Raw genomic sequence first — 25710 nt, 5'->3', positions numbered from 1 at the left:
GCACAATCCCCTGCCGACACACACGTGACGCCCACGAGGACCCACGCTGCCTGCGCATCGCCTCCCACACCTCCCCGGCCGAGTGGCCATACCGGTACCGGTGCAAACCCGCGCCACACCGGTAACGCCCTCTTCGCTGGAGCGCTTCAACGCCGCACCCACCGACGAGGCCACTCACACCCTCCTGACCTGCCTGTACAGCCGTCACTGGGCCGAGCGCCTCGCCTCCCACCGCCCCTTCCCGGACTTGCCGTCCCTCCTGGCCGCCGCGGACGAGGCGGCGTACGACCTCTCCCCGGACGACCTGACGGAGGCCCTGTCGGCGGAGACGCTGCCTCCCCTCCCGGAGGACACGTACGCGGCGGCGCACACCGCCCTGAGCGCGGCGACCGCGGCCTACGAACGCCGCTTCGGACACACGTTCGTCATCTGCCTGAACGGTCTGAGCACCGGCGAGGCCCTGGACCGGGCACTGGCAGGCATCCGGTCACGATTGACAAACGATCCCGACGAGGAACGCCAGGTAGCGGCGGACGAACTCCGGCGCCTCGCGAGAGGCAGACTGACCGACGCCCTCCGGGGGAACGGGGAGCCGCTCGACCCGCCACGGACGGCCCGCACCCGGCAATCAAGACAAACCCGCACCCCCTGAGTCGCCCCGCAGGCAGCCCACTGCTCCTTTGAGTGCAACTTTGATCACACAAGCAGGCCCCCCGTAAGCGCCGCGGACAACCGTCGCTACGATGCTGGGGGCCGGTGGACCGTACCCGGCCGGGCCCGACCGACAAGGAAAGCCGGCGCGGCCCCAATCACCGCTCCCGGAGGAAACTTCCGTGCCGGCTGGAACGCTGTACCGCGGCCGGGAAGGAATGTGGTCCTGGGTGGCTCACCGAGTCACCGGCGTCCTCATTTTCTTCTTCCTGTTCGTTCACGTGCTGGACACCGCGCTCGTCCGTGTGTCCCCCGAGGCCTACGACACCGTCGTGGCCACGTACAAGACGCCGATCGTCGCGCTGCTGGAGTACGGCCTCGTCGCCGCCATCCTCTTCCACGCGCTCAACGGCCTGCGTGTCATCGCCGTCGACTTCTGGGTCAAGGGCGCCCGCTACCAGAAGCAGATGCTCTGGACCGTCGTCGCCCTGTGGGTCGTGCTGATGCTCGGGGCGATCTACCCCGTCCTCGGCCACGCCGCTCGTGAACTGTTCGGGAGCTGACGCACATGTCGACCACTGAAACCACCGCCTCCGGAATCGGCCCCGTCGAGGGCGCCGGCGCCTCCGTCTACACCGTGGACAACCCGGCGCCGCTGATCGAGCCGCCCCGCAAGCGGACCAAGAAGTCCCCGAAGTCCACGCGCGGCAACTTCGAGATGGCCGCCTGGCTCTTCATGCGTCTGTCCGGCGTGGTGCTGGTCGTCCTGGTCATCGGACACCTGCTCATCCAGCTGGTGCTGGACGGCGGCGTCTCGAAGATCGGCTTCGCCTTCGTGGCCGGCCGCTGGGCCTCGCCGTTCTGGCAGGTCTGGGACCTGCTGATGCTGTGGCTCGCGATGCTGCACGGCGCGAACGGCCTGCGCACGGTCATCAACGACTACGCGGAGCGTCCGAACACCCGGCTGTGGCTCAAGGGCCTGCTCTACACCGCCACGGTGTTCACCATCCTGCTGGGCACGCTGGTGATCTTCACCTTCGACCCGAACATCCGCTAGGCACGGGGCTGCGAAAATCATGAAGGTACACAAGTACGACACCGTCATCGTCGGCGCCGGTGGCGCCGGCATGCGCGCGGCCATCGAGTCGACCAAGCGCAGCCGCACCGCCGTCCTGACGAAGCTCTACCCCACCCGCTCCCACACGGGCGCCGCGCAGGGCGGCATGGCCGCCGCGCTGGCCAACGTGGAGGAGGACAACTGGGAGTGGCACACCTTCGACACGGTCAAGGGCGGTGACTACCTGGTCGACCAGGACGCCGCCGAGATCCTGGCGAAGGAGGCCATCGACTCGGTCCTCGACCTGGAGAAGATGGGCCTGCCGTTCAACCGGACGCCGAACGGCACGATCGACCAGCGCCGCTTCGGCGGGCACAGCCGCAACCACGGCGAGGCCCCGGTCCGCCGCTCCTGCTACGCGGCCGACCGCACCGGTCACATGATCCTCCAGACGCTGTACCAGAACTGCGTCAAGGAGGGCGTGGAGTTCTTCAACGAGTTCTACGTCCTGGACCAGCTGATCACCGAGGTCGACGGCGTCAAGAAGTCGGCCGGTGTGGTCGCCTACGAGCTGGCGACCGGCGAGATCCACGTCTTCCAGGCGAAGTCCGTGATCTACGCGTCCGGCGGCACCGGCAAGTTCTTCAAGGTGACGTCCAACGCGCACACGCTGACCGGTGACGGCCAGGCGGCCGTGTACCGGCGCGGGCTGCCGCTGGAGGACATGGAGTTCTTCCAGTTCCACCCGACCGGCATCTGGCGCATGGGCATCCTGCTGACGGAGGGCGCCCGCGGTGAGGGCGGCATCCTCCGCAACAAGGACGGCGAGCGCTTCATGGAGAAGTACGCGCCGGTCATGAAGGACCTCGCCTCCCGCGACGTCGTCTCCCGCTCCATCTACACGGAGATCCGCGAGGGCCGCGGCTGCGGTCCCGAGGGCGACCACGTCTACCTGGACCTCACCCACCTCCCGCCCGAGCAGCTGGACGCCAAGCTGCCCGACATCACGGAGTTCGCGCGGACCTACCTCGGCATCGAGCCCTACACGGACCCGATCCCGATCCAGCCCACGGCCCACTACGCGATGGGCGGCATCCCGACCAACGTCGAGGGTGAGGTCCTCATGGACAACACCACCGTCGTGCCGGGCCTGTACGCGGCCGGCGAGGTGGCCTGTGTGTCCGTGCACGGCGCCAACCGCCTGGGCACCAACTCGCTGCTGGACATCAACGTCTTCGGCAAGCGGGCCGGCATCGCGGCGGCGGAGTACGCGCAGAAGGCGGACTTCGTGGAGCTGCCGGAGAACCCCGAGTCCCTGGTCCTCGAGCAGATCGAGCGGCTGCGCTCCTCCACCGGCACCGAGCGGGTGGCGACGCTCCGCCGCGAGCTGCAGGAGACCATGGACGCCAACGTCATGGTGTTCCGCACCGAGCAGACGATCAAGACGGCCGTCGAGAAGCTCGCCGAGCTGCGCGCCCGCTACAAGAACGTGGCGATCCAGGACAAGGGCAAGCGGTTCAACACCGACCTGCTGGAGGCCGTCGAGCTGGGCAACCTGCTCGACCTGGCCGAGGTCATGGCGGTGTCCGCGCTCGCCCGCAAGGAGTCGCGGGGCGGTCACTACCGCGAGGACTTCCCCAACCGCGACGACGTCAACTTCATGCGCCACACCATGGCGTACCGCGAGGTGGGCGACGACGGCACCGAGTCCATCCGGCTCGACTACAAGCCGGTCGTCCAGACCCGCTACCAGCCGATGGAGCGTAAGTACTGATGGCTACCCCTGTCATGGAGAAGAGCGACTCGGCCCCCGAGCCCGGCTTCGCCGACTCCCCGTACATCACCGTCACCTTCCGGATCCGCCGGTTCAACCCGGAGGTCTCGGCCGAGGCGACCTGGGAAGACTTCCAGCTGGAGATCGACCCGAAGGAGCGCGTCCTCGACGCGCTGCACAAGATCAAGTGGGACCTCGACGGAAGCCTGACCTTCCGCCGTTCCTGCGCGCACGGCATCTGCGGGTCGGACGCCATGCGGATCAACGGCAAGAACCGCCTTGCCTGCAAGACGCTGATCAAGGACATCAGCCCCGAGAAGCCGATCACGGTCGAGGCCATCAAGGGCCTGACGGTCCTCAAGGACCTGGTCGTCGACATGGAGCCGTTCTTCCAGGCGTACCGGGACGTGATGCCCTTCCTGATCACGAAGGACACCAACGAGCCGACGCGCGAGCGCTTCCAGACCGCCGAGGACCGCGAGCGCTTCGACGACACGACGAAGTGCATCCTGTGCGCCGCCTGCACGTCCTCCTGCCCGGTGTTCTGGAACGACGGGCAGTACTTCGGCCCGGCGGCCATCGTCAACGCCCACCGCTTCATCTTCGACTCGCGTGACGAGGCCGGCGAGCAGCGGCTGGAGATCCTCAACGACCGCGACGGCGTCTGGCGCTGCCGCACGACCTTCAACTGCACGGACGCCTGCCCGCGCGGTATCGAGGTCACCAAGGCGATCGCCGAGGTGAAGCGGGCGCTGATCACGCGCCGCTACTGACCCACGCGCGCCGAGCGTACGGCCGAGGGCCCCGATCACATCGATCGGGGCCCTCGGCCGTACTGCCTTGCGACGAGGCCGTGAGGCGGCGTCAGCCGCGCAGCACGCGGCCCTCCTTGTCGGTGCGGTCGTTGCTGACCAGGAACATGATGCCGTCGATCAGCGCCCAGAAGCCCAGGCCACCGCAGGTGAGCAGCTGGGCGACGCCGACGCCGACGGAACCGACGTAGAAGCGGCCGATGCCCAGGGTGCCCAGGAAGAGCTGGAGGACACCGGCGACGATCTTCGACTTGTCGGAGTACGGGCGGCCCTGCGGGTCGAAACCGTAGGGAGCGGCGGCGGAGTTCGGGGGGACGGTCACGGTGGTGCTCCTGGGGAGATGTGGGACGGGCCGGGACGGATTGCCCGGGGGCCCAGGAAGGAACACCGCTGATCGCACACTGACCGTGCACGGCGGCCCACGACGCATCGGCGTGGCCGTCCCCCCTGTGCGTAGGGAGCATAGAGAGACTGGTGGGACCTGTGGGAGTGTATTCGGCCGAACGTTCCCATTCCGTGATCATTTGATCGGCACCACGGCTCACCACGGGCGCCGGGGCGTCTCAGACGAGGTTGCGAACCACCGTCCAGGCCACCGCCGTCAGCAGGATCAGGGCCTGGACCCACGGGGCGATCCGGGGCCGGTAGAAGCGGCCGCGCAGCCCCGCCACCGTCCAGCGGCCCCACAGCGCCAGGGCGAACGGCGCGGCGAGCAGCAGGGCACGGTTGTCCAGCCAGGCGGCGGCGAAGTGACCGTGCATCAGGTCGTACGCCATGCGCGTGCCGCCGCACGCCGGGCAGAGCAGTCCGGTGACGTACCTGAACGGGCACTGGGGCAGGAGGTGGCCGGGCTCGTGCGGGTCGGTGGACCACAGGTACCCGGCGCCCGCGACGCCCGCGACGAGCACCGCGAGGGGCGCCGCAGCAGGGTGCCACGACGGGCGCCGCCCTCCGGACGGCGCGCGACGGGCCGCGTCAGCCACGCAGGATCCGCCCCTGTTCGTCCGTGCGGTCGTTGCTGACGAGGTAGATGATGCCGTCGATCAGCGCCCAGAAGCCGAGCCCGCCGCAGGTGAGCAGCTGGGCTATGCCGATGCCCACGTTGCCCACGTAGAAGCGGCCGATGCCGAAGCTGCCGAGGAACAGCTGGAGTACGCCGGTGACGATCTTCGACTTGTCGGAGTACGGGCGCCCGTAGGGGTCGTAGCCGTAGGGCGCGTTGGGGTCGCCGGCGTAGTAGCCGGGGGGCTGCTGGTACCCGGGCGCCTGGTAGCCGCCGGGGGGCTGCTGGTAGCCGGGCTGCTGGTGGCCACCCTGCGGGTAGCCGTAGGGGCCGGCCTGGCCGGCCGCGCCGGGACCCTGGTTCGGGTAGCCGTAACCGGGCGGCTGGGACGGCTGCTGCGGCTGCTCGCTCACGGTGGTGTCACTCCTGGTCGGTACGGGAAACTGCCGGTCATACTGTAGGACTCGGCGCGCAAAGAGAAGTCGGAGCCCGAAGAGGGCCGTCCGTCCGGGAGAGTGACCCCCCATCGCCCCGCCCGCCGGTTCCGCCCGCTTCGCGCCGCGGACACCTAATGTGACGTCATGTCAGATCATGAGTCGTACGAACTGCTCGGGTTCGACAACGTGCTGCTGCCCGTCGGGAATCTCGGCGAGGCCGTCGACTTCTACGAGCGGGCCGGCTTTCCGGTCGCCTTCCGGCTCGACGAGGCGGGGATCGCACTGCTGAAGGCCGGAGGCGAGACGCCGGGCATCCTGCTGCGGATGGAGGAGGAGTTCGGGCGGCGGCCTCCGCCGTGGCCCTCCGCGCGGGTGTGGTTGGAGGTGGCGGACGCCCGCACGGCGGCCCGTGCGCTGCGCGACGCGGGGGTGGCGCCGCTGGACGAGCCCTTCCCCGTCGCCACCGGCTGGACCGTCGAGTTCGCCGACCCGTGGGGGAACGTCGTCGGACTCACGGACTACACCAAGCGTCCGGAGCTCGGCCGCCGCCCGTAGTGGTCCGCGGCGAGGTGACGCGGACCACTCCCCCATTGAGTTGAACACGTTCAAAAGCAGGTCTACAGTCTCTCCCGTCAGCGTTTTGAACGCGTTCAAGAAGGGGTGGGGCATGGACCGCACCGTCATCGCCTACGTCATCTACCTGCTGGTCAGCATCGGCCTGACCATCTGGGTGGCCCGCACACTCAGCCGCAACGGCCGGGTCTTCCTCGCCGACGTGCTGCACGGCAACGAGAAGCTCGCCGACGCCGTCAACCACCTCCTGGTGGTCGGTTTCTACCTGGTCAACCTCGGCTTCGTCGCCCTCTACCTGAGCGACGACGAGACCATCGCCGACACGCGCGGGATCTTCGAGGCCCTGTCGACCAAGCTGGGTGTGGTGCTGCTGGTACTCGGGGTGATGCACCTGGGCAACGTGTACGTGCTCAACAAGATCCGGCGGCGCGGGATGATGGAGCGCGAGCAGGTGCCGCCGGTCCAGCCGCAGGGCTGGGTGGCACCGACGGCCGGGGCCTGAGCCGATGACGTCCGCTCCCGCGGAGGCCGGCGCCCCGGTGCGCCGGCTCACCGTCCTCTACGACGCCGAGTGCGCCCTGTGCACCCACGTACGGGACTGGCTGCTGCGGCAGCCGCGGCTGGTGCCGCTGGAACCGGTCCCGGCCGGGTCGGCGGAGGCGCGCCGGCGTTTTCCCGGCCTCGACCACTCCGTCACCCTCGACGAGGTCACCGTCGTGGGGGACGCCGGGCAGGTGTACCGGGGCGCCGCCGCCTGGATCGTGGTCCTGTGGGCGCTGCGCGAGCACCGCGCGCTCGCCCACCGGCTCGGCACGCCCACCGGGGCGTGGCTGGCCCGGGGGGCCGTCCTGGCCGCCGCCAAGTGGCGGGGCGGGCAGCGGCGGTGGGGCGGCAAGGGGTACCGCCGGGCCGACGGCTGGGTCTACGAGCCGGGACTCGGATGGATGTACACCGGACCCGGACACGGCTGTGACGACGACGTCTGCGCCAGTCGTTAGGCTCTCGTCCTGTGCCTGCGAAGAACGACGGCCCCGATGACGGAGCCCACCTCAGCAAGTCCGAGCAGACCCGCGCGCTGATCCTGGAGACGGCCATGCGGCTGTTCCAGGAACGCGGTTACGACCGGACGACCATGCGGGCCATCGCCCAGGAGGCCGGGGTCTCCGTCGGCAACGCCTACTACTACTTCGCCGGCAAGGAGCACCTGATCCAGGGCTTCTACGACCGGATCGCCGCCGAGCACCAGGCGGCGGTCCGGGAGGTCCTGGCTCGGGAGACCGACCTGGAGGCGCGGCTGGCGGGCGTGCTGAAGGTCTGGCTGGACATCGCGACGCCGTACCACGAGTTCGCGGTGCAGTTCTTCAAGAACGCCGCCGACCCGGACAGTCCGCTCAGCCCCTTCTCCCCGGAGTCGGAGCACGCGCGCGTGGAGGCCATCAGCGTCCACCGCTCGGTGCTGGCCGGCACGAAGACCAAGGTGCCGGCGGAACTGCGGGACATCCTGCCCGAGTTGATGTGGCTCTCCCAGATGGGCCTCGTCCTGTACTGGATCTTCGACCGCACGGAGGGACGCGAGCGCAGCTACCGCCTCGCCGAACGCGGCGCCCGGCTCACCGCGCGGGGCGTCGCGCTGGCCCGCTTCCGGGTGCTGCGCCCGCTGGTGCGCGAGGTGCACGAGCTGTTCACGGACTTCCTGCCCGGGATGACGAAGGCGCTCCCGGACCCCGCCAAGAAGCCGGGCGCGGAGGGGAAGGTCGCCGGTCAGGCCTGACGGGACGCCAGCTGGATCACCGTGACGTCCGACTCCGCCCCCACACGCGTGGGCGGTCCCCAGGCGCCCGCGCCGCGGCTGACGTAGAGCTGGGTGTCGCCGTAGCGTTCGAGGCCCGCCAGCGTCGGGTTGGCGGCACCCGCGATGAGGTTGCCCGGCCAGAGCTGGCCGCCGTGGGTGTGGCCGGAGAGCTGGAGGTCGACGCCGTGGTCGACGGCGTCGTGGATCTGCACCGGCTGGTGGGCGAGCAGCACGCACGCGCGTGCCCGGTCCCGGTCGCCGAGGGCCTTGGCGTAGTCGGGGCCCTGGCCGTCGTCCTCGCCCGAGATGTCGTTGACCCCGGCGAGGTCGAAGTGGGGCAGTTCGGTGCGGGCGTTCTCCAGCGGGAGCAGGCCGAGCCGCCGCACCTCGGCGACCCACTGCTCGGCGCCGGAAAAGTACTCGTGGTTGCCGGTGACGAAGTACGCGCCGTGCCTGGCCCGCAGCTGGGCCAGCGGGGCCGCCGCCGGACCGAGGTCCTTCACGCTGCCGTCCACCAGGTCGCCGACGACGGCGATGAGGTCGGGCTGCGTGGAGTTGATGGTGTCGACGACCTTCTGGGCGAAGCCCCGTCCGAGCACCGGGCCGAGGTGGATGTCGCTGACCACGGCGATGCGGAAACCGTGTGCCGCGCGCGGGAGCTTGGCCAGCGGCACGGTGACCCGCTTCACCGACGGGCCGTTCAGCACGCCGTACGTGCCGTAGCCGACCGTCCCGACGGCCGCCGCCGCGGCGGCACCCGCGACGACGCGGGAGACGAAGAGGCGGCGGGAGGGGAGCGCGACAGGACCGCCGGGCGGACCGCCGGCCGTGGCGCCGGAGGCCGGCGTCTCGGGGGCTTCGGGGGCCTTGGCGGCCTCGGCGGGGTCGGGGGCCTTGGGGGCCTTGGCGGGCTCGGGTGCCCTGGAGGGCTCGGGGGTTCCAGATGCCCCAGATGCCCCAGAGGCCTCGGAGTGCTCGGGGTGCTCGGGGTGCTCGGGGTGTTCGGGGTGTTCGGCGACCTCAGGGGTCTCCGAGGTCTCAGGGGTCAGGGTCTCGGCCGTCCGAGCCGTCTCGGCCGTCCGAGCCGTCTCGGCCGTCCGAGCCGTCTTGGGCGGGGCCGTTCCGGCCGGTATGCGCTGTGGGTCCGTGGCCGAGGGTCTCAGCGGCTCCGGCTCCGTCCGCCGCGCGGCCGCCCGCCGCCCCAGCCACCACAGCAGCAGCGGCCGTACGACCTCACCGGCCAGCAACGCCAGCAGCAGGTAGATCGACAGGGCCAGCCACAGGAAGCCCGGCCAGGCCAGCACCTGCTGGAGCCAGAAGGGGGCGCCCGCGCGCTCGGCGACCAGAGCGCCGACGGCCAGCACCCAGCCCCCGGCGACCACCACCGCGCCGATGCGGCGTACGGGGCCGGAGCCCCGGGTCGTGTCGCGGAACAGGCGCCGCCACACGTACCAGTTGGACGCCACGAGGACGCTCACCACCGCCAGCGCGACAAGCGCGAAGACGACCACCATGCCGTCGTATCCCCTCGGTTGCGGCGTCCCCGACGCCTGTGACCTTCGGCGCGGAACGCCTATGACCTTCGGCGCAGTGCGCGCAGTCCACGCAACCCGATGACCCCGACGGCCGTCCCCAATACGAAGGAGACGACGGCGAGCAACAGGTGCACCCAGAAGTACGCCGTGGGATCGCCGTCCTCGAACGCGAGCCCGCTGCTGTCCTTGATCAGATTTTTGACGAAAGTGATCCAGATGATCCAGCTCCACACCCCGAAAGCGAGCAGGAACCAGGAGACGGGGCGGCTGAGCTTCATGGTTTCAGTATCGCCGCACGCTGTCCGGATCCGTGCGCGGGGTGGGGAGGGGGCTGGGACGGCGCCGGTCGCGGGAGGTACGTTCTCGCTCGTGCCCGCACCCAAGAAGGCCGTCCGGCGATCCCTGACGGTCACCTCAGCCGCCCTGACCGCGCTCCTCGTCCTCTCGCCCGCCGCGCTCGCCGCCCCCAGTCCGTCGGCCAGTCCGTCGGCGAGCCCGTCGGCCACTCCCCCGGCGTCGATGTCGGCCGTGGGCGGCGCGCGGCTCGGGAAGCCCGGGACGCAGGTGGACCTGGCGGGCGGGGCGCCCGTGCTGCCGAAGGACCTCACCGCCCGTTCGTGGATCGTGGCCGACGCCGAGTCCGGCGACGTGCTCGCCGCGCACAACGCGCACTGGCGGCTGGCCCCGGCGAGCACGCTGAAGATGCTGTTCGCCGACACGCTGCTGCCGAAGTGGCCGAAGACGACCAAGCACAAGGTCGCGCCCTCCGACCTCGCGGGCATCGGCGCCGGATCCAGCATGGTCGGCATCAAGGAGGAGGAGACCTACACCGTCCACGACCTGTGGCTCGGTGTCTTCCTGCGCTCCGGCAACGACGCCGTGCACGTGCTGTCCGCGATGAACGGCGGCGTCGAGAACACCGTGGCGGAGATGAACGAGCACGCCGAGGAGCTCCAGGCCCTCGACACGCACGTGGTCAGCCCCGACGGCTACGACGCGCCGAAGCAGGTCTCCTCGGCGTACGACCTGACGCTGTTCGCCCGCTCGGGGCTGCAGAAGAAGGACTTCCGGGAGTACGCCTCGACGGTCGGCGCGAAGTTCCCGGGCGAGACGAAGAAGGACAAGAAGGGCAAGACGTCCCGGAAGCCGTTCGAGATCCAGAACACCAACCGGCTGCTGACCGGCGACTCGGACGTGGACGTGTACCCGGGCATCGCGGGCGTGAAGAACGGCAGCACCACCAACGCGGGCGCCACCTTCACCGGCGTGGCCGAACGCGGCGGCAAGGTGCTGCTCGTCACGATCATGAACCCGGCGAAGGACGAGCACAACGAGGTCTACAAGGAGACCGCCCGCCTGTTCGACTGGGGCTTCAAGGCGGCCGGCAAGGTGCGGCCGGTGGGCGAGCTGGTGCCGCCCAAGGGGGCCGCGGAGGCGAGCCCCGAGCCGGGCGCTCAGCCCTCCGGGGAGGCGGGCGGCACCGGGAAGGGCGCCGCCGGCACGCAGCCGGTGGCGGGAGCTCCGGCGGCGGACGGATCCAGCGGCGTCGGCGTCGCGGCCGGCATCACCGCCGGAGTGCTGGTCCTGCTCGCGGGGGGTGCGTTCCTGATCAACCGGAAGTGGCCGCTGCCGGACCTGGTCCGTCGCCGGACGCGCCCCTGACGCCCTGCTCCTTCCCGTCCCGTGCCTTCCCGTCCCGTGCCTTCCCGTCCCGTGCCTTCCCGTCCCGTGCCTTCCCGTCCGGCCCCTCGGCTGCCCGTCCCTCGGCTTCCGGCCCCTCCACCTCCTGCGCCTTGCTTCCCGTCGCCGTCCAGGAGGCGCAGAACAGCACCAGCTTCGAGGTGAAGTTGATCCACAGCAGCAGGGCGACGGGGACGCCGAAGGCGCCGTACATGCTCTTCGCCGCGACGCCCTGCATGTAGCCGCTCAGCAGCAGTTTCAGCAGTTCGAAGCCGATCGCGCCGATCAGCGCCGCCACCACCAGGCGACGGCGCGCGGGCTGGACGCCGGGGAGCAGGGTCAGCACGTACAGCAGCAGGAGGAAGTCGGCGAGTACGGCGACGGCGAACGCGGCGACGTAGAGCAGCGCCCCGCCGAAGCCGCCCTCGGCGATGCCCAGCTGGCGGATGATCCAGCCGACCAGTGCCGAGGCGACGGTGGAGATGGCGACGGTGACCAGCAGGGCGCCGCCGAGACCGACGAGGACGCCCGCGTCCTTGGCCCGGTGCAGGACGGGGTTCTCCTCCTCGTCGGGCAGCTCCCAGACGGCGCGCAGGCAGCCCCGGGTGGCGTCGACCCAGCCGATGCCGGTGAAGAGCAGCAGGGCACCGGCGATGAGGCCGACGGTGCCCGCGTTGTCGATCAGACTCTGGATGTTGAGCTGGTCGGAGATGCCGGGGATCTGCTCGGCGATCTTGTCCTGGAGCTTGTCCTGCTGGTCCTTGCTGAGCGTGGCGGCGGCGATGGCGGCGGCCAGGCTGAGCAGCGGGAACAGCGCGACGAAGCTGGTGAAGGTCATGGCGGCGGCCAGCCGCGTCCACTTCACCCGGTCCAGCCGCTCGAACGAGCGCCACGCGTGTGTGGTCATCAGCCGCGCCAGCCACGGCCCGACCACGGGGAGCTTCTTCAGCCAGTCCATGATCCGACTCTGCCCCCGCTCGTCCGGGTCCATGATCCCGTCGTGTCACCGGTTCCGGCCCCGGTGCGGAAGACCAGTGTTCTAGTGCCCCAGAAACGCAGGATGGTGGCCAGGACCATGCCGATTCCCGCGCCGGAGACCGTGTCGGCACGCTGTGAAGTGAGGCCGAGGCCGTAGTGGCTGACGGCCAGGCACAGCAGTTGTACGGCGGCCCCGGCGGCGTTCACCGCGAAGAACACGGCGTACGGGCGCAGGCCCGGCGGGCGGGCGTGCCGGTAGGTGCCGAGCGCGTTGCCCGCGTAGGCGACCGAGCAGCCGGCGACGAAGGACAGGGCCTTGGCGGTGAGCGGGTCGAGGCCGGCCGGGCCGCGCAGCCAGACGAAGAGGCCGAGGTCGACGGCGTAGGCGAGGAGGCCGGCGGCGGCGAAGCCCAGCAGTTCGCGCCGGGCCCCCGCCGGGTGACCGCCTACCAATTGGCCACCGCCAGGCCGTACATCGCCACCCACACCAAGCCGATCAGCGCGAGCGCCCGGTCGCGCAGGACGACGTCCTCGGGTTCGCCGGCGGTGCCCCGGTCGGCGAAGACGGCGTAGCGCAGGACGGCGAGGATGAAGGCGACCATGGAGAGCTGGCGCCAGGGCAGCACGCTGGTGTGCGGGACGCCGCCCTCCTCCATGGCCCACAGGCAGTAGCCGAGGACGGCGACGCCGGCCGCGAGCTGCCAGACGAAGCGCAGGTAGCCGGTGGTGTACTCGGTGAGCAACGCGCGCGTGGCGCCCGCCTTTCCGGCCATCTGGACGGCTTCGGAGTAGCGCTTGGCGGAGACCATGAACAGGGCGCCGAAGCCGGTCGTGATGAGGAACCAGCGGGACAGGGGGATGCCGAGCGCGAGTCCGCCGACCATCGCCCGCATCAGGAACCCGGTGGTGACGACGGCGAGGTCGACGACCAGGACGTGCTTGAGGCTGATGCAGTACGCCAGTTGCATGGCGAGGTAGGCGGTCAGCAGGGCCGCGACGGCCGGCGGGCACAGCCAGGCCGCGACGACGGGCGCGAGGACGCCCAGGGCGCCCCCGACGGCGTAGGCGACCGGCACCGGGACCTGTCCGGCGGCGACCGGGCGGTGCCGCTTGACCGGGTGGGCGCGGTCGGCCTCGGCGTCGCGGGCGTCGTTGACGAGGTAGACGGCGGCGGCGCAGGCGGTGAACAGGACGAAGACCAGGGCGAGCCGGCTCAGGGTGTGCCAGGAGAGCAGTTCACCGGCGGCGGCCGGAGCGGCGACGACCAGGACGTTCTTGATCCACTGGCGGGGTCGTGCGGTCCGCAGCAGGCCCGCCGGGATGCCCGCCCGGCGGGGCGGCGCGGGTTCCTGCTGCTGTTCGGGGGCGCGTTGCCGCAGGACGGCGGTGTCAGTCACGGGTGCCTCCGCGCATCCAGTCGGCGCCGAGCCGGGCCGTGAGCGCGCCCAGGGCGGCGCCCGCCGCGATGTCGGAGGGGTAGTGGACGCCGACGACCAGCCGGGAGACGCACACCGCGGCGGCGAGCGGCCAGGCGGCGTGGACGCCGAGCGCGCCGAAGGCCACGGCGGCCGCCGCCGCCGAGGTGGCGTGGGAGCTGGGGAACGAGTGCCGGCCGGCGGTGCGCACCAGGGGCACGACGTGTGCCGGACGGGGACGGCGCACGACCCGCTTCACGCCCATGCTGACGAGGTGGGCGCCCGCGGTGAGCGCGGTGCCGCGCAGCCAGGCCGCGCGCCGGGTGCCGTCCACGGCGGCTCCGGCGAGGCCCGCCGCGAGCCACAGCGCTCCGTGCTCCCCGGCCCAGGACAGGGCACGCGCGGCACCGGCCACGCGCGGGTCCGTGCCGCGGGCGCTGAGCACCGTGACGATCCGGTGGTCCATGTCGTCGAGGTCGTCCATGTGGACTCACTGTTCACGCCGACTGCGCGGGAAGTCCGGCAATATCGAGCGACATACCATTAATCACCCGTTTCGGGGATGGGAAGGCTGTTTCGGAACTAATCGTTCACTTGGGGGCGATACGGTCACCGCCATGTCTGCCGACACCGTTCCCGACGCCGACCGCGGCCCCGACGCCGACGCCGACGCCGACTGGGGCCCCGTCACCGGCTGGGGCCGCACCGCGCCCACCGCCGCCCGGCTGATCCGCCCGCGGACGTACCAGGAGGCCGCCGTCGCCGTCCGGGACTGCGGGGCCCGCGGTGGCATCCCGAGGGGCCTGGGGCGGGCGTACGGGGACGCCGCGCAGAACGCGGGGGGCGCCGTGCTCGACATGACGGCACTGGACCGCGTCCACGCCATCGACGCCGACGGCGGCACCGTGCTCTGCGACGCGGGGGTCTCCCTGCACCGGCTGATGGAGGTGCTGCTGCCGCTCGGCTGGTTCGTGCCGGTGACGCCCGGCACCCGCTACGTGACGGTCGGCGGGGCGATCGGCGCGGACATCCACGGCAAGAACCACCACGTGTCGGGGTCCTTCGCGCGGCACGTGCTGTCGTTCGAGCTGCTCACCGCCGACGGCCGGGTCCGCACCGTGGACCGGGGCACGCCGCTGTTCGACGCGACCGCGGGCGGCATGGGCCTGACGGGTGTGATCCTCACCGCGACCGTGCGGCTCCAGCCGGTCGAGACCGCGCTGATGTCGGTCGACACCGAGCGCGCCACCGACCTGGACGACCTGATGGCCCGCCTGGCGGCCACCGACCACCGCTACCGCTACTCGGTCGCCTGGATCGACCTCCTGGCGCGCGGCGCGGCGACCGGCCGCGCGGTGCTCACCCGCGGCGACCACGCCCCGCTGGACGCGCTGCCGCGGGGCTCGAGGGCGCGTCGGGAACCGCTGGCCTTCCGCACCTCCCGCCTCCCGGCCGCCCCCGACCTCGTGCCGGACGGGCTGCTGAGCCGGACGACGGTGGGCCTGTTCAACGAACTCTGGTACCGCAAGGCCCCCCGGGAGAGCCGGGGGCGGCTCCAGCGGATCTCCACCTTCTTCCACCCGCTGGACGGCGTCCCGCACTGGAACCGGATCTACGGCCGCGGTGGCTTCGTGCAGTACCAGTTCGTCGTCGGCCACGGCCAGGAGGAGGCCCTGCGCCGGATCGTGCGGCGCATCTGCGCCCACCGCTGCCCGTCGTTCCTGGCCGTCCTCAAGCGGTTCGGCGACGCGGACCCGGGCTGGCTCTCCTTCCCCGTGCCCGGCTGGACCCTCGCCCTGGACATCCCGGCGGGGCTGCCGGGCCTCGGCGTCTTCCTCGACGACCTCGACGAGGAGGTCGCGAAGGCAGGTGGCCGGGTCTACCTCGCCAAGGACTCCAGGCTGCGGCCCGAGCTGCTCGCCGCGATGTACCCGCGCCTGGACGACTTCCGCGCGCTGCGTGCGGAGCTGGACCCGCGCGGGGTGTTCGTCTCGGACCTGTCCCGGCGCCTCGGCCTCTAGGAACACCCGGGCGCACCCCTCTACGAACCCCAGGAGCTGTCGTGAAGGACGCCTTCGGCCTCCCCCAGTCCCTTCTCGTCCTCGGCGGTACGTCCGAGATCGCGCTCGCCACCGCGCGCCGTCTGGTCGCCCGCCGCACCCGCACCGTGTGGCTGGCCGGCCGCCCCTCCCCCGCCCTGGACGAGGCGGCCGGGCAGTTGCGCGGCCTCGGCGCCGAGGTGCGCACCGTCACCTTCGACGCGCTCGACCCCGAGTCCCACGAGGCGGTGCTCGGCAAGGTCTTCGCCGAGGGCGACATCGACCTGGTGCTGCTGGCCTTCGGCGTCCTGGGCGACCAGGCGCACGACGAGCGCGAGCCGCTCAACGCCGTGCGGGTCGCGCAGACCAACTACACCGGCGCGGTCTCGGCCGGGCTGGTCAGCGCCCGCGCGCTCCAGGCACAGGGCCACGGCTCCCTGGTGGTGCTCTCCTCCGTGGCCGGGGAGCGGGCCCGTCGCGCCAACTTCATCTACGGCTCCAGCAAGGCCGGCCTGGACGCCTTCGCGCAGGGCCTCGGCGACGCGCTGCACGGCACGGGCGTGCACGTCATGGTCGTACGGCCCGGGTTCGTGCGGTCGCGGATGACCGCCGGGATGGAGGAGGCGCCGCTCGCCACGACGCCGGAGGCGGTCGCCACGGCCATCGAGCTGGGGCTGCGGCGGCGTTCGGAGACGGTGTGGGTGCCGGGCGCGCTGCGCGTGCTGATGTCCGCGCTGCGGCATCTGCCGCGCGGGGTGTTCCGACGGCTGCCGGTGTGAGCCGGACCGCCTGACGGGCGCCCGACGTGCGGGCTGCTACCGCGTCGGCAGGGAACCGCTCTCCACGCGTCCCGCCTGCGGGGGCACCGTGGCGCTGCCGAAGGGGAACTCGCGCAGCTGGCGCCACACCCCGTCGGCACCCTGCTCGTAGAGCGCGAAGCCGGTGCAGGGCCACTGGGCCTCGTAGTCGGACAGCTCGTCGAAGGCGCGGTCCATCGCCGCTTCCTCGATGCCGTGCGCCACGGTGACGTGCGGATGGTACGGGAACTGCAGTTCGCGGGGGACCGGCCCGGAGGCGTCGCGGACGCGCTTTTGCAGCCAGGAGCAGGCCGCGGCGCCCTCGACCACCTGGACGAAGACCACGGGCGACAGCGGGCGGAAGGTCCCGGTGCCGGACAGCCGCATCGGGAAGGGCCGGCCGCGCGCCGCCACCTCCGCCAGGTGTGCCTCGATCGCGGGCAGCGCGGCGCCGTCGACCTCGGTCGGCGGCAGCAGGGTGACGTGCGTGGGGATGCCGTGAGCAGCGGCGTCGCCGAAGCCCGCGCGCAGCTGCTGGAGCTTGCTGCCGTGAGGCTCCGGGACCGCGATCGACACGCCGATCGTTACGGTCCCCACGTCGTCTCCTGTCGTTACGTGTCGTTCTGTCGGACACCCGGTATCGACTGTACGGCCACGACCGTGCCCGGGGCAGGCGCAACCGGAGTGATGTGCAGCGCTACGGCGGCGTGCCGGGGCGCGCGACGGGTGCTGGGCCGGTGGTCGGGGCGGTGCGGCGGGTCAGTGCTTGGCGGGCAGGAAGCCCACCAGGTCGTACGTCCGGGCGAGGGTCTCCGCGGCGACGGCACGGGCCTTCTCCGCTCCCTTGGCCAGGATCGAGTCCAGCGTCTCGGGGTCGTCCAGGTACTGCTGGGTGCGCTCCCGGAAGGGGGTCACGAACTCGACCATGACCTCGGCGAGGTCCGTCTTGAGCGCCCCGTAGCCCTTGCCGGCGTACTTCTCCTCCAGCTCGGCGACACCCGCCCCCGTGAGGGTGGAGTAGATGGAGAGGAGGTTGCTGACGCCCGGCTTGTTCTCCGGGTCGAAGCGGATCACGGTGTCCGTGTCGGTGACGGCGCTCTTGACCTTCTTGGCGGTGGCCTTGGGCTCGTCCAGGAGGTTGATGAGGCCCTTCGGCGTGGACGCCGACTTGCTCATCTTGATCGACGGGTCCTGGAGGTCGTAGATCTTGCCCGTCTCCTTGAGGATGTACGCGGAGGGGACGGTGAAGGCCTCGCCGAAGCGGCCGTTGAAGCGCTCGGCCAGGTCGCGGGTCAGCTCGATGTGCTGGCGCTGGTCCTCGCCGACGGGGACCTCGTCGGCCTGGTAGAGCAGGATGTCCGCGACCTGGAGTACCGGGTAGGTGAACAGGCCGACGGAGGCGCGGTCGGCGCCCTGCTTCGCGGACTTGTCCTTGAACTGGGTCATGCGGGAGGCCTCGCCGAAGCCGGTGAGGCAGTTCATGACCCAGGCCAGCTGGGCGTGCTCGGGGACGTGGCTCTGGACGAAGAGCGTGCAGCGGTCCGGGTCCAGCCCGGCGGCCAGCAGCTGGGCGGTGGCGAGCCGGGTGTTGGCGCGCAGCTCCTTCGGGTCCTGCGGAACCGTGATCGCGTGCAGGTCGACGACCATGTAGAACGCGTCGTGGGTCTCCTGCAGGGCCACCCACTGGCGGACGGCGCCCAGGTAGTTGCCGAGGTGGAACGAGCCTGCGGTGGGCTGGATTCCGGAGAGCACGCGGGGTCGGTCAGAGGCCATGCGCATCATTGTCTCAGGTTCCACCGCAGGGTCGTTCCCCTGGTCGGCAGCTGTCAGCCGAGGTCGATCTCCGGGTACAGCGGGAAGCCCGCCACCAGGTCCGTCGCGCGGCGGGAGACCTCGTCCGCGATCTTGGCGTCGAGGACGTGGGCGGCCTTCGAGGGGGCGCCCGACTTGGTGGTGCCCGGCTCGGTGGTGGTCAGGACGCGGTCGATGAGGCCCGCCACCTCGTCCATCTCCGCCGTGCCCAGGCCGCGCGTGGTGAGCGCCGGGGTGCCGATGCGGATGCCGGAGGTGTACCAGGCGCCGTTCGGGTCGGCCGGGATGGCGTTGCGGTTGGTGACGATGCCGGAGTCGAGGAGGGCGGCCTCGGCCTGGCGGCCGGTGAGGCCGTAGGAGGACGCCACGTCGATCAGGTTCAGGTGGTTGTCCGTGCCGCCGGTCACCAGGGTGGCGCCGCGCCGCGTCAGGCCCTCGGCGAGGGCGCGGGCGTTGTCGACGATGCGCTGGGCGTAGTCCTGGAAGGCGGGCTGCCGGGCCTCGGCGAGGGCGACGGCCTTGGCGGCCATGACGTGCGGGAGCGGGCCGCCGAGGACCATCGGGCAGCCGCGGTCGACCTGGTCCTTGAGGGAGTCGTCGCACAGGACCATGCCGCCGCGCGGGCCGCGCAGCGACTTGTGGGTGGTGGTCGTCACGATCTGGGCGTGCGGGACGGGATCGAAGTCGCCGGTGAGCACCTTGCCGGCGACGAGGCCCGCGAAGTGCGCCATGTCGACCATCAGGGTCGCGCCGACCTCGTCGGCGATCTCACGCATGATCCGGAAGTTCACCAGGCGCGGGTACGCGGAGTAGCCCGCGACGATGATCAGTGGCTTGAACTCGCGGGCGGAGGCGCGCAGGGCCTCGTAGTCGATCAGGCCGGTGGCCGGGTCGGTGCCGTAGGAGCGCTGGTCGAACATCTTGCCGCTGATGTTCGGGCGGAAGCCGTGGGTGAGGTGGCCGCCGGCGTCCAGGGACATGCCGAGCATCCGCTGGTTGCCGAAGGCCTGGCGCAGCTCGGCCCAGTCGGCGTCGGTGAGGTCGTTGACCTGGCGGGCGCCGGCCTTCTCCAGGAACGGCACCTCGACGCGGGCGCCGAGGACGGCCCAGAAGGCGACCAGGTTGGCGTCGATGCCGGAGTGCGGCTGGACGTAGGCGTGACGGGCGCCGAAGAGTTCGCGCGCGTGCTCGGCGGCCAGCGACTCGACGGTGTCCACGTTGCGGCAGCCGGCGTAGAAGCGGCGGCCGATGGTGCCCTCGGCGTACTTGTCGCTGAACCAGTTGCCCATGGTCAGGAGCGTGGCCGGCGAGGCGTAGTTCTCGGAGGCGATCAGCTTGAGCATCTCGCGCTGGTCGGCGACCTCCTGGCCGATGGCGTCGGCGACACGCGGCTCGACGGCGCGGATGACGTCGAGGGCGGCTCGGTAGGCGGTGGACTCGGGGGAGATTTCTGCGGGCACGGGGGCCTCCGGACGTTGACGGTCAGCGTTCACGGTACGGACGGCCCAGGCGCACGGCTCTCGTTGCTCGGGCCGCTCCCCGATGGTTGGTCCCATCCCAGCGCGCCAGTCACGGCCCGGATTCAGCCTACCGGGTGCGCTTCGCCGGTGCCGTCGGTGTCCGCGATGCGGGAGCGTCCGTGTGGTCGTCTCTAGAGGATCACGTGGGGCAGGAATCTCGCGTACTCGTCCGTCACCAGGCCGCTCGACTCCCTGATGCCCAGTCCCGCCGACTCGTTCTCGACCACCCACGCGCCCAGGACGACGCGGTTGCCGTCGAAGTCCGGCAGCGGGGCCAGCTCCTGGTAGCAGCACGGTTCGGTGCGCGGGGGCGCGTCCGTGCCGGGGCGGTGGACCGTGACGCCGGCACCCTCGCGGCCCAGCAGGGGCTTGGCGACGTAGCCGGTGGTACGGGCCATGTCGCGCGGGCCGTCCAGGTAGGCCGGCAGCAGGTTCGGATGGCCGGGGTACAGCTCCCAGAGGATCGCCAGCAGGGCCTTGTTGCTGAGCAGCATCTTCCAGGCGGGCTCGATCCACAGGGTGGTGCCGGTGCCGCCGCCGTTGTCGAGGGTGTCCAGGACGTGGCCGGCGAAGCGGTCGGTGGTCAGCCACTCCCAGGGGTAGAGCTTGAAGATGCTGCGGATGAAGCGGAGCCTGCCGTCGACGAAGCGGCCGGAGAGGCGGTCCCAGCCGATCTCCTCCATGGAGATCCACTCGGTCTCCAGGCCGGCCTGTTCGGCGGTCTCCTTGAGGTAGGCGACCGTCATCAGGTCCTCGCCCAGCTCGTCGGCCTCGGAGTTCGCGAAGTACAGCGGGCTGCCGGGCGGGAGGAGGGCGGCCTGCTTCCTCCAGGCGTCGACGAGACGCTCGTGGAGGCTGTTCCACTGGTCGGCGCCGGGGAAGCTCTCCTCCATCCAGAACCACTGCGGGGACGCGGCCTCGACGAGGGAGGTCGGGGTGTCCGCGTTGTACTCCAGGAGCTTGGCGGGTCCCGTGCCGTCGTAGCGCAGGTCGAAGCGGGCGTAGACGGAGGGGAGTTCGGCGCGGCGGTGCCAGGCCTCGGTGACCGCCCGGACCACCCGCGGGTCGGTGATGCCGAGCTCGGCGAAGCGGCCGGCGGTGACGATGTGCCCGGCCGCCGCCAGGCACATGCGGTGCAGTTCCTCGACGGCCTCCTCCAGCGCCTCGACCTCGGGCAGGGAGAAGACGTAGTAGGCGCTCTCGTCCCAGTAGGGGCGCAGGGAGTCGTCGGGGTAGCGGGTCAGGGGGTAGATGCAGCCCTGCTCCTCCACGGTCTGCTGCCAGCCGGGGCGGGGCTCGGTCGTGCGGCGGTCCACGGCCGGCCTCAGCCGCCGCCGCTGCCGGAGCCGGAGCAGCCGAAGCCGCCGCGGTCGACGGCCTCGTCACGGCTGAAGGTGCCGTAGTCGGCCCGGCCGTTGCTGACGTCGGCGTCGTAGTACCAGTCGGCGTCGGACACCCTCGAAGAGCCGGACCTCTTCTTGCCGCCCTTGCCGCCCTTGCCGTACGAACCGCCGGACGAGCCCGACTTGCAGTTCTTGTCGGCGACGACCTTGTAGCCGTTCACGTAGTCGTAGCTGTCGCGGTCCACGCAGCGGCGGTCGGGGTCCGAGCCGCACGCGCTCAGGGCCGCCGCGAGCACTCCCATGCCACCGAGCACCACGGTGCTCGACCGCAGCCGTCGCCGGGTCTCCGCCATTTCCTTGTCTCCCCGTTGTCCGTGCGCGTGTACGGCAGTTGGGCCGGTCGAGTGACGGGCCCCGTCGCGGGTGGACTTTACGGCAGCGCCCGGCACAGCGCGTCCAGGGCCCCCGCCCAGGCGTGGTCGGGCGGGGTGCCGTAGCCGACGACCACCGCGTCCAACGGCCCGGTCGCGGCCCGCGGGTGGCGGAAGAGGGACAGGCCGTGCAGGCCCAGGCCCTGCCAGGCCGCCGACCGGACCACCTGCCGCTCGGTGCCGGGCGGCAGCCCGAGGACCACGTGCAGGCCGGCCGCGATGCCGGCGATCCGCACCTCGGGGACGCGGTCGGCGAGCGCGGCGACCAGGGCGTCCCGGCGGCGCCGGTAACGCAGGCGGGCGGAGCGGACGTGGCGGTCGTAGGCGCCGGAGGTGAGGAACTCGGCCAGCGTGAGCTGCTCCAGCACCCCGCAGGTGTCGATGCCGCGCGCCGTCGCGATCTCGTCGGCGAGGCCCGGCGGGAGCACCGCCCAGGCCAGCCGCAGGCCGGGGGCGAGGGACTTGCTGGCGGTGCCGAGGTAGACGACGCGGTCGGGGGCCAGGCCCTGGAGGGCGCCGACGGGCTGGCGGTCGTAGCGGAACTCGCCGTCGTAGTCGTCCTCCAGGACCAGCCCGCCGGTGCGCCGCGCCCAGTCCACGACGGCCGCCCTGCGGTCGGGATGCAGCGGCACGCCCGTCGGGAACTGGTGGGCGGGGGTGAGCAGGACGGCGCCCGCGTCCGCGAGCGCCTCCGGGTCCGCGCCCCGGTCGTCGACGGGCAGTGGGACGGTGCGCAGACCGGCGGCCTCCAGCAGGTCGCGGTGCACGTGGAGGCCGTACGACTCGACGGCCACGGTGTGCACGCCGCGTGCCCGCAGTACGGCGGCCAGCAGCACCAGGCCGTGCGCGACGCCTGCGCAGATCAGCAGGTGCCCGGGGCCGGCGCGCACGCCGCGGGCCCGGGCGAGGTAGCCGGCCAGCGCGGTGCGCAGCTCGGGCCGGCCGCGGGGGTCGCCGTAGCCGAACGCGTCGTTGGGAGCGGCGGTGACGGCGCGGCGGGCGGCCTTGAGCCACTCGGTGCGCGGGAAGGAGGCCAGGTCGGGGGTGCCCGGACGCAGGTCGTAGGCGGGGCGGGCGCGCTCTCGGGGGCGCCGGGGCGGGGCGTCGGCCGACGGGGCGACGACGCGCTCCGCGACGCGGGTGCCCGAGCCCTGGCGCGCGGTGAGCCAGCCCTCGGCGACGAGGTCGGCGTAGGCGTCGGCGACGGTGTTGCGGGCGATGCCGAGGTCGGCGGCGAGCGTGCGGGAGGAGGGCAGCCGGGTGCCGGCGGCCAGGCGGCCGGTGCGGACGGCCTCGCGCAGGGCGTCGGTGAGACCGCGGCGCAGGCCCGGTCCGGTGGGTTCCAGATGCAGGTCGACGCCCAGAGTGGCCCATGATTCCGCCATGGAAATGGACCATACCCCTGGGCTGCCTCCTTCCTAGGGTCGAGGCATGACCACGCACACCGACGACCCGAACACCGCGGGATACGCCCCCGAACCGCCCGTCCGCCTGAACTGGTCCCAGCACGCGCCCGAGGTCTACAAGGCGATGATCCGGCTCGACACCGCCGCCAGGCGGGGGCTGGACCCGGCCGTCCACGAACTGGTGAAGATCCGCGCCTCCCAGATCAACCACTGCGCTCTCTGCATCGACATGCACACCAAGGACGCCCTCGCGGCCGGCGAGAGCGTGGAACGGATCGTCCAGCTCAACGCGTGGGAGGAGTCGCGGCACTTCTACACGGAGAAGGAGCTGGCGGCGCTCGAACTGACCGAGGCGGTGACGGTCCTGACCGACGGTTTCGTGCCCGACGCGGTCTACGAGAAGGCCGCCGAGCACTTCGAGGAGCCGGAGCTGGCCCAGCTGATCGCCGCGATCACGGTGATCAACGCCTGGAACCGGTTCGGCGTGACCTGCCGGATGACCCCGGGCCACTACCAGCCGGGCCAGTACCGGTGACGGTGCGTACCAGGCTCCTGGACGACGGCGTCCGGTCCGCGCTGCGGTCCCTGAGCGCCGCCGCCAAACAGGGCCTGGGCGACCCGGCCCTCGCGGAGCTGGTGCAGATCCGCGCCTCGCAGCTCAACCACTGCGCGTTCTGCCTGGACATGCACCTCGGCATCGCACGCGAGCAGGGGGTGGACGAACGGCGGCTCGGTCTGCTCGCCTCCTGGGAGGAGGCCGCGGAGGTCTTCGACGCGCGGGAACGGGCCGCCCTGGCGCTCACCGAGGCGGTCACGGTGCTGACCGAGGGCTTCGTGCCGGACGACGTGTACGAGGAGGCCGCCCGGCACTTCGACGCCGCCCAGCTGGCCCACCTGCTCGCACTGATCACTACGATCAACAGCTGGAACCGGCTGATGGTCGGCCGGCGGATTCCTCCGGGGAGCAGTGCATGGTGACCAAGAGCGACCGATTCCGCGCCCTCCACCACGGCCGCGCCCCGGAGGACCCGCTCGTCCTGCCCGGCCCCTGGGACGCGGCGAGCGCCCGCGTGTTCGCGGAGGCCGGGTTCCCGGCGCTCGCGACGCCCAGTGCGGGGGTCGCGGCCTGTCTCGGCTACGAGGACGGGCAGACCCCGGCAGAGGAGATGTTCGCGGCGGTCGCCCGGATCGCGCGGGCCGTGGACGTGCCCGTGTCGGCGGACGTCGAGGACGGGTACGGGCTGGCGCCGAAGGAGCTGGTGGAGCGGCTGCTGGAGGCGGGCGCCGTGGGCTGCAACCTGGAGGACTCCGCGAACGGGGTGCTCAAGGACCCGCGGGAGCACGCGGAGTGGCTGGCCGGGGTGCGGGCGGCGGCCGGGGACCGGCTGTTCGTCAACGCCCGCGTCGACACGTTCGTCCGCGGGGTCGACGACCCGGGCGCGGTGATCGAGCGGGCCGCGCTGTACGTCGCCGCGGGCGCCGACTGCGTGTACCCGATCGGCGCCCCCGTCGGCGTACTGCCGCTGCTGCGGGCCGGGATCCAGGGGCCGGTCAACGTCGGCGCGCTGCCCGGCCAGGGCCCCTCGCCCGCCGAACTCGGCGGACTCGGGGCCACCAGGATCACGTTCGGGCCGGGTCTCCAGCGGCGCGCGGTGCGGGCGCTGCGGGACATCGCCGCCGGACTCGCGAGGTGAGGGTCAGGGCAGCCACTTCTTCCAGACGGACTCGTGGCTGTCCACCCACTTCTTCGCCGCCTCCTCGGGCCGCATCTTCTGCTCGGCGATCATCAGGGACACCTGGTTCTGGTCCTCGGTCGTCCACTTGAACCTCTTGAGGAACTCCGCCGCCTCGCCGCCGTCCTTCGCGAATCCGGCGTTGAGGTACTTCTGCAGTTCGGTGACCGGGTAGGCGCAGTCGACCTTCGCCGGGTCGGCGTCGCAGCCCTCCTTGTAGGGCGGCAGCTTCACCTCGGTCATCGGCACCTTCTCGAAGAGCCACTGGGGGGTGTACCAGTAGGTCAGGAAGGGCTTCTTCTCCTTGGCGAACTGCTGGATCTGGGTGATCTGGGCCGCCTCGGAGCCGGCGAAGACGACCTTGTAGTCCAGGCCGAGATTCTTCACCAGGGCCTTGTCGTTGGTGACGTAGGACGGGGAGCCGTCCATCAGCTGGCCCTTGTCGCCGCTCTCCGCGGTGCGCATCAGCTCGGCGTACTTGTCGAGGTTCTTCCAGTCCGTCACGTCCGGGTGCTTCTTCGCGAAGTACGTCGGGACGAACCAGCCGATGTGGCCGGTGACGCCGAGGTCGCCGCCGGGGGCGATGGTCTCCTTGTCCTGGACGTAGCGCTGCTCCTGCTCGGGGTGGCCCCAGTCCTCCAGGATGGCGTCGACCCGGCCCTGGCTGAGCGCGTCCCAGGCGGGGACCTCGTCGACCTGGACGGTGTCGACGCGGTAGCCCAGCTCGTGCTCCAGCAGGTACTGGGCGACGGCCACGTTGGCCTGGGCGCCGACCCAGGACTGCACGGAGAGGGTCACCGTCTTGGCGCCCTGGGCGTTGGCGTACGGGGACGCCTGCTTGGTCATGTCGGCGGCGCCGCAGCCGGTCAGCAGCGTCAGCGCGGCGACCGAGGCGATGGCGGTGGTGGTACGCATCCGCATG

31 protein-coding genes and 1 riboswitch are annotated in these 25710 nt (G+C 71.7%); of the genes, 15 read left to right on the top strand and 16 right to left on the bottom strand.

Features of this window, described 5'->3' with window-relative positions; genetic code table 11:
• The first annotated feature begins 46 nt into the window (after positions 1-46).
• From ACZ4V1_RS06300 to ACZ4V1_RS06280, 5 genes are all read left to right on the top strand, one after another.
• Positions 47-652 (top strand): 2-oxo-4-hydroxy-4-carboxy-5-ureidoimidazoline decarboxylase, encoded by a 606-nt coding sequence (locus ACZ4V1_RS06300; protein ID WP_468330930.1) that lies wholly within the window; start codon positions 47-49, stop codon positions 650-652.
• 181 nt (positions 653-833) lie between these two features.
• On the top strand, positions 834-1214 hold the full coding sequence (sdhC, locus tag ACZ4V1_RS06295) for a succinate dehydrogenase, cytochrome b556 subunit (RefSeq protein WP_003974113.1): 381 nt from the start codon (positions 834-836) through the stop codon (positions 1212-1214).
• 5 nt (positions 1215-1219) lie between these two features.
• On the top strand, positions 1220-1708 hold the full coding sequence (locus tag ACZ4V1_RS06290) for a succinate dehydrogenase hydrophobic membrane anchor subunit (RefSeq protein ID WP_019330052.1): 489 nt from the start codon (positions 1220-1222) through the stop codon (positions 1706-1708).
• A gap of 19 nt (positions 1709-1727) precedes the next feature.
• Entirely contained in the window at positions 1728-3482 is a 1755-nt protein-coding gene (gene sdhA, locus ACZ4V1_RS06285) for a succinate dehydrogenase flavoprotein subunit (protein WP_468330095.1), read from the top strand.
• Complete coding sequence (locus ACZ4V1_RS06280; protein ID WP_468330092.1) at positions 3482-4255, top strand: succinate dehydrogenase iron-sulfur subunit; 774 nt, start codon at positions 3482-3484, stop codon at positions 4253-4255. Before sdhA ends, ACZ4V1_RS06280 begins: the two co-directional genes overlap by 1 nt.
• Before the next feature lie 91 nt (positions 4256-4346).
• Here ACZ4V1_RS06280 and ACZ4V1_RS06275 read toward each other — a convergent pair whose 3' ends face one another.
• From ACZ4V1_RS06275 to ACZ4V1_RS06265, 3 genes are all read right to left on the bottom strand, one after another.
• Positions 4347-4616 (bottom strand): TM2 domain-containing protein, encoded by a 270-nt coding sequence (locus tag ACZ4V1_RS06275; protein ID WP_468330089.1) that lies wholly within the window; start codon positions 4614-4616, stop codon positions 4347-4349.
• A gap of 241 nt (positions 4617-4857) precedes the next feature.
• Positions 4858-5277: a DUF2752 domain-containing protein gene (locus ACZ4V1_RS06270; protein ID WP_468330086.1), complete on the bottom strand. Its 420-nt coding sequence runs from the start codon at positions 5275-5277 to the stop codon at positions 4858-4860.
• Complete coding sequence (locus ACZ4V1_RS06265) at positions 5270-5710, bottom strand: TM2 domain-containing protein (protein ID WP_468330084.1); 441 nt, start codon at positions 5708-5710, stop codon at positions 5270-5272. Before ACZ4V1_RS06265 ends, ACZ4V1_RS06270 begins: the two co-directional genes overlap by 8 nt.
• Before the next feature lie 168 nt (positions 5711-5878).
• Between ACZ4V1_RS06265 and ACZ4V1_RS06260 the strand changes: the two genes are divergently transcribed.
• From ACZ4V1_RS06260 to ACZ4V1_RS06245, 4 genes are all read left to right on the top strand, one after another.
• Positions 5879-6289, top strand: coding sequence for a VOC family protein (locus tag ACZ4V1_RS06260; RefSeq protein ID WP_468330081.1), 411 nt, complete (start codon positions 5879-5881; stop codon positions 6287-6289).
• A gap of 112 nt (positions 6290-6401) precedes the next feature.
• Positions 6402-6809, top strand: coding sequence for a hypothetical protein (locus tag ACZ4V1_RS06255; protein WP_468330078.1), 408 nt, complete (start codon positions 6402-6404; stop codon positions 6807-6809).
• Positions 6810-6813: 4 nt separating this feature from the next.
• A complete protein-coding gene (locus ACZ4V1_RS06250; protein ID WP_468330075.1) occupies positions 6814-7305 on the top strand; it encodes a thiol-disulfide oxidoreductase DCC family protein in 492 nt (163 codons plus the stop codon).
• Between the two features lie 11 nt (positions 7306-7316).
• The gene (locus tag ACZ4V1_RS06245; protein ID WP_468330072.1) at positions 7317-8078 is read left to right on the top strand and encodes a TetR/AcrR family transcriptional regulator; all 762 of its coding nucleotides are present in this window, start codon (positions 7317-7319) and stop codon (positions 8076-8078) included.
• On the opposite strand, the gene ACZ4V1_RS06240 is transcribed toward ACZ4V1_RS06245, so the two are convergent.
• Positions 8069-9613 carry a metallophosphoesterase gene (locus tag ACZ4V1_RS06240; RefSeq protein WP_468330069.1) on the bottom strand — a complete coding sequence of 515 codons (1545 nt, stop codon included), beginning with the start codon at positions 9611-9613 and terminating at the stop codon, positions 8069-8071. The two genes, ACZ4V1_RS06245 and ACZ4V1_RS06240, sit on opposite strands and share 10 nt — an antisense overlap.
• Positions 9614-9672: 59 nt before the next feature.
• A complete protein-coding gene (locus ACZ4V1_RS06235) occupies positions 9673-9912 on the bottom strand; it encodes an SCO4848 family membrane protein (protein ID WP_468330066.1) in 240 nt (79 codons plus the stop codon).
• On the opposite strand from ACZ4V1_RS06235, the gene ACZ4V1_RS06230 reads away from it, so the two are divergent.
• Entirely contained in the window at positions 9902-11296 is a 1395-nt protein-coding gene (locus ACZ4V1_RS06230; protein ID WP_468330927.1) for a D-alanyl-D-alanine carboxypeptidase family protein, read from the top strand. The two genes, ACZ4V1_RS06235 and ACZ4V1_RS06230, sit on opposite strands and share 11 nt — an antisense overlap.
• Here the strand turns inward: ACZ4V1_RS06230 and ACZ4V1_RS06225 are convergent.
• Genes ACZ4V1_RS06225 through ACZ4V1_RS06210 form a run of 4 tightly spaced genes read right to left on the bottom strand, consistent with a single transcriptional unit; the run spans position 11244 to position 14191 of the window.
• Positions 11244-12272, bottom strand: coding sequence for a YihY/virulence factor BrkB family protein (locus tag ACZ4V1_RS06225; protein WP_468330063.1), 1029 nt, complete (start codon positions 12270-12272; stop codon positions 11244-11246). The genes ACZ4V1_RS06230 and ACZ4V1_RS06225 overlap by 53 nt on opposite strands.
• A complete protein-coding gene (locus ACZ4V1_RS06220) occupies positions 12260-12745 on the bottom strand; it encodes a GtrA family protein (protein WP_468330061.1) in 486 nt (161 codons plus the stop codon). The genes ACZ4V1_RS06225 and ACZ4V1_RS06220 overlap by 13 nt, the downstream gene beginning before the upstream one ends.
• Positions 12739-13689: a decaprenyl-phosphate phosphoribosyltransferase gene (locus ACZ4V1_RS06215; RefSeq protein ID WP_468330058.1), complete on the bottom strand. Its 951-nt coding sequence runs from the start codon at positions 13687-13689 to the stop codon at positions 12739-12741. The genes ACZ4V1_RS06220 and ACZ4V1_RS06215 overlap by 7 nt, the downstream gene beginning before the upstream one ends.
• Complete coding sequence (locus ACZ4V1_RS06210) at positions 13682-14191, bottom strand: phosphatase PAP2 family protein (RefSeq protein WP_468330056.1); 510 nt, start codon at positions 14189-14191, stop codon at positions 13682-13684. Before ACZ4V1_RS06210 ends, ACZ4V1_RS06215 begins: the two co-directional genes overlap by 8 nt.
• A gap of 133 nt (positions 14192-14324) precedes the next feature.
• On the opposite strand from ACZ4V1_RS06210, the gene ACZ4V1_RS06205 reads away from it, so the two are divergent.
• Both ACZ4V1_RS06205 and ACZ4V1_RS06200 read left to right on the top strand, forming a co-directional pair.
• Positions 14325-15728, top strand: coding sequence for an FAD-binding oxidoreductase (locus tag ACZ4V1_RS06205; protein WP_468330053.1), 1404 nt, complete (start codon positions 14325-14327; stop codon positions 15726-15728).
• A gap of 41 nt (positions 15729-15769) precedes the next feature.
• Positions 15770-16525 carry a decaprenylphospho-beta-D-erythro-pentofuranosid-2-ulose 2-reductase gene (locus ACZ4V1_RS06200; protein WP_468330050.1) on the top strand — a complete coding sequence of 252 codons (756 nt, stop codon included), beginning with the start codon at positions 15770-15772 and terminating at the stop codon, positions 16523-16525.
• Between the two features lie 36 nt (positions 16526-16561).
• On the opposite strand, the gene ACZ4V1_RS06195 is transcribed toward ACZ4V1_RS06200, so the two are convergent.
• From ACZ4V1_RS06195 to pdxR, 6 genes are all read right to left on the bottom strand, one after another.
• Positions 16562-17140, bottom strand: coding sequence for a 2'-5' RNA ligase family protein (locus ACZ4V1_RS06195; protein ID WP_468330047.1), 579 nt, complete (start codon positions 17138-17140; stop codon positions 16562-16564).
• Between the two features lie 162 nt (positions 17141-17302).
• Positions 17303-18316: a tryptophan--tRNA ligase gene (gene trpS / locus ACZ4V1_RS06190; protein ID WP_468330044.1), complete on the bottom strand. Its 1014-nt coding sequence runs from the start codon at positions 18314-18316 to the stop codon at positions 17303-17305.
• 53 nt (positions 18317-18369) lie between these two features.
• Complete coding sequence (locus ACZ4V1_RS06185) at positions 18370-19815, bottom strand: glycine hydroxymethyltransferase (RefSeq protein WP_468330041.1); 1446 nt, start codon at positions 19813-19815, stop codon at positions 18370-18372.
• 36 nt (positions 19816-19851) lie between these two features.
• A riboswitch (ZMP/ZTP riboswitch) is annotated at positions 19852-19938 on the bottom strand.
• A gap of 68 nt (positions 19939-20006) precedes the next feature.
• On the bottom strand, positions 20007-21191 hold the full coding sequence (locus ACZ4V1_RS06180; RefSeq protein ID WP_468330038.1) for a glutathionylspermidine synthase family protein: 1185 nt from the start codon (positions 21189-21191) through the stop codon (positions 20007-20009).
• 8 nt (positions 21192-21199) lie between these two features.
• Positions 21200-21571, bottom strand: a complete 372-nt coding sequence (locus ACZ4V1_RS06175; RefSeq protein ID WP_468330035.1) for a hypothetical protein — start codon at positions 21569-21571, stop codon at positions 21200-21202.
• A gap of 77 nt (positions 21572-21648) precedes the next feature.
• Entirely contained in the window at positions 21649-23034 is a 1386-nt protein-coding gene (gene pdxR, locus ACZ4V1_RS06170; RefSeq protein WP_468330032.1) for a MocR-like pyridoxine biosynthesis transcription factor PdxR, read from the bottom strand.
• A 46-nt stretch (positions 23035-23080) separates the two neighbouring features.
• Between pdxR and ACZ4V1_RS06165 the strand changes: the two genes are divergently transcribed.
• Genes ACZ4V1_RS06165 through ACZ4V1_RS06155 form a run of 3 tightly spaced genes read left to right on the top strand, consistent with a single transcriptional unit; the run spans position 23081 to position 24749 of the window.
• The gene (locus ACZ4V1_RS06165) at positions 23081-23590 is read left to right on the top strand and encodes a carboxymuconolactone decarboxylase family protein (protein ID WP_468330029.1); all 510 of its coding nucleotides are present in this window, start codon (positions 23081-23083) and stop codon (positions 23588-23590) included.
• Positions 23587-24033: a carboxymuconolactone decarboxylase family protein gene (locus ACZ4V1_RS06160; protein WP_468330026.1), complete on the top strand. Its 447-nt coding sequence runs from the start codon at positions 23587-23589 to the stop codon at positions 24031-24033. The genes ACZ4V1_RS06165 and ACZ4V1_RS06160 overlap by 4 nt, the downstream gene beginning before the upstream one ends.
• On the top strand, positions 24027-24749 hold the full coding sequence (locus tag ACZ4V1_RS06155; RefSeq protein WP_468330023.1) for an isocitrate lyase/PEP mutase family protein: 723 nt from the start codon (positions 24027-24029) through the stop codon (positions 24747-24749). Before ACZ4V1_RS06160 ends, ACZ4V1_RS06155 begins: the two co-directional genes overlap by 7 nt.
• Positions 24750-24752: 3 nt before the next feature.
• Here the strand turns inward: ACZ4V1_RS06155 and ACZ4V1_RS06150 are convergent, their stop codons facing one another.
• Positions 24753-25709, bottom strand: coding sequence for an ABC transporter substrate-binding protein (locus tag ACZ4V1_RS06150; RefSeq protein ID WP_468330020.1), 957 nt, complete (start codon positions 25707-25709; stop codon positions 24753-24755).
• Position 25710 lies beyond the last annotated feature (1 nt).

Source organism: Streptomyces sp. NPDC028991, from assembly GCF_055564775.1.
This window is presented reverse-complemented; position numbering and strand designations above follow the sequence as displayed.

What these genes read in the sequence shown, in the direction of transcription:
- ACZ4V1_RS06175 (WP_468330035.1), bottom strand. Translation starts at nt 21,571, where the DNA reads ATGGCGGAGACCCGGCGACGGCTGCGGTCGAGCACCGTGGTGCTCGGT.
- ACZ4V1_RS06240 (WP_468330069.1), bottom strand. Translation starts at nt 9,613, where the DNA reads ATGGTGGTCGTCTTCGCGCTTGTCGCGCTGGCGGTGGTGAGCGTCCTC.
- ACZ4V1_RS06210 (WP_468330056.1), bottom strand. Translation starts at nt 14,191, where the DNA reads ATGGACGACCTCGACGACATGGACCACCGGATCGTCACGGTGCTCAGC.
- ACZ4V1_RS06235 (WP_468330066.1), bottom strand. Translation starts at nt 9,912, where the DNA reads ATGAAGCTCAGCCGCCCCGTCTCCTGGTTCCTGCTCGCTTTCGGGGTG.
- ACZ4V1_RS06280 (WP_468330092.1), top strand. Translation starts at nt 3,482, where the DNA reads ATGGCTACCCCTGTCATGGAGAAGAGCGACTCGGCCCCCGAGCCCGGC.
- ACZ4V1_RS06225 (WP_468330063.1), bottom strand. Translation starts at nt 12,272, where the DNA reads ATGGACTGGCTGAAGAAGCTCCCCGTGGTCGGGCCGTGGCTGGCGCGG.
- ACZ4V1_RS06250 (WP_468330075.1), top strand. Translation starts at nt 6,814, where the DNA reads ATGACGTCCGCTCCCGCGGAGGCCGGCGCCCCGGTGCGCCGGCTCACC.
- ACZ4V1_RS06260 (WP_468330081.1), top strand. Translation starts at nt 5,879, where the DNA reads ATGTCAGATCATGAGTCGTACGAACTGCTCGGGTTCGACAACGTGCTG.
- ACZ4V1_RS06205 (WP_468330053.1), top strand. Translation starts at nt 14,325, where the DNA reads ATGTCTGCCGACACCGTTCCCGACGCCGACCGCGGCCCCGACGCCGAC.
- pdxR (WP_468330032.1), bottom strand. Translation starts at nt 23,034, where the DNA reads ATGGCGGAATCATGGGCCACTCTGGGCGTCGACCTGCATCTGGAACCC.
- ACZ4V1_RS06150 (WP_468330020.1), bottom strand. Translation starts at nt 25,709, where the DNA reads ATGCGGATGCGTACCACCACCGCCATCGCCTCGGTCGCCGCGCTGACG.
- ACZ4V1_RS06255 (WP_468330078.1), top strand. Translation starts at nt 6,402, where the DNA reads ATGGACCGCACCGTCATCGCCTACGTCATCTACCTGCTGGTCAGCATC.
- trpS (WP_468330044.1), bottom strand. Translation starts at nt 18,316, where the DNA reads ATGGCCTCTGACCGACCCCGCGTGCTCTCCGGAATCCAGCCCACCGCA.
- ACZ4V1_RS06155 (WP_468330023.1), top strand. Translation starts at nt 24,027, where the DNA reads ATGGTGACCAAGAGCGACCGATTCCGCGCCCTCCACCACGGCCGCGCC.
- sdhA (WP_468330095.1), top strand. Translation starts at nt 1,728, where the DNA reads ATGAAGGTACACAAGTACGACACCGTCATCGTCGGCGCCGGTGGCGCC.
- ACZ4V1_RS06290 (WP_019330052.1), top strand. Translation starts at nt 1,220, where the DNA reads ATGTCGACCACTGAAACCACCGCCTCCGGAATCGGCCCCGTCGAGGGC.
- ACZ4V1_RS06165 (WP_468330029.1), top strand. Translation starts at nt 23,081, where the DNA reads ATGACCACGCACACCGACGACCCGAACACCGCGGGATACGCCCCCGAA.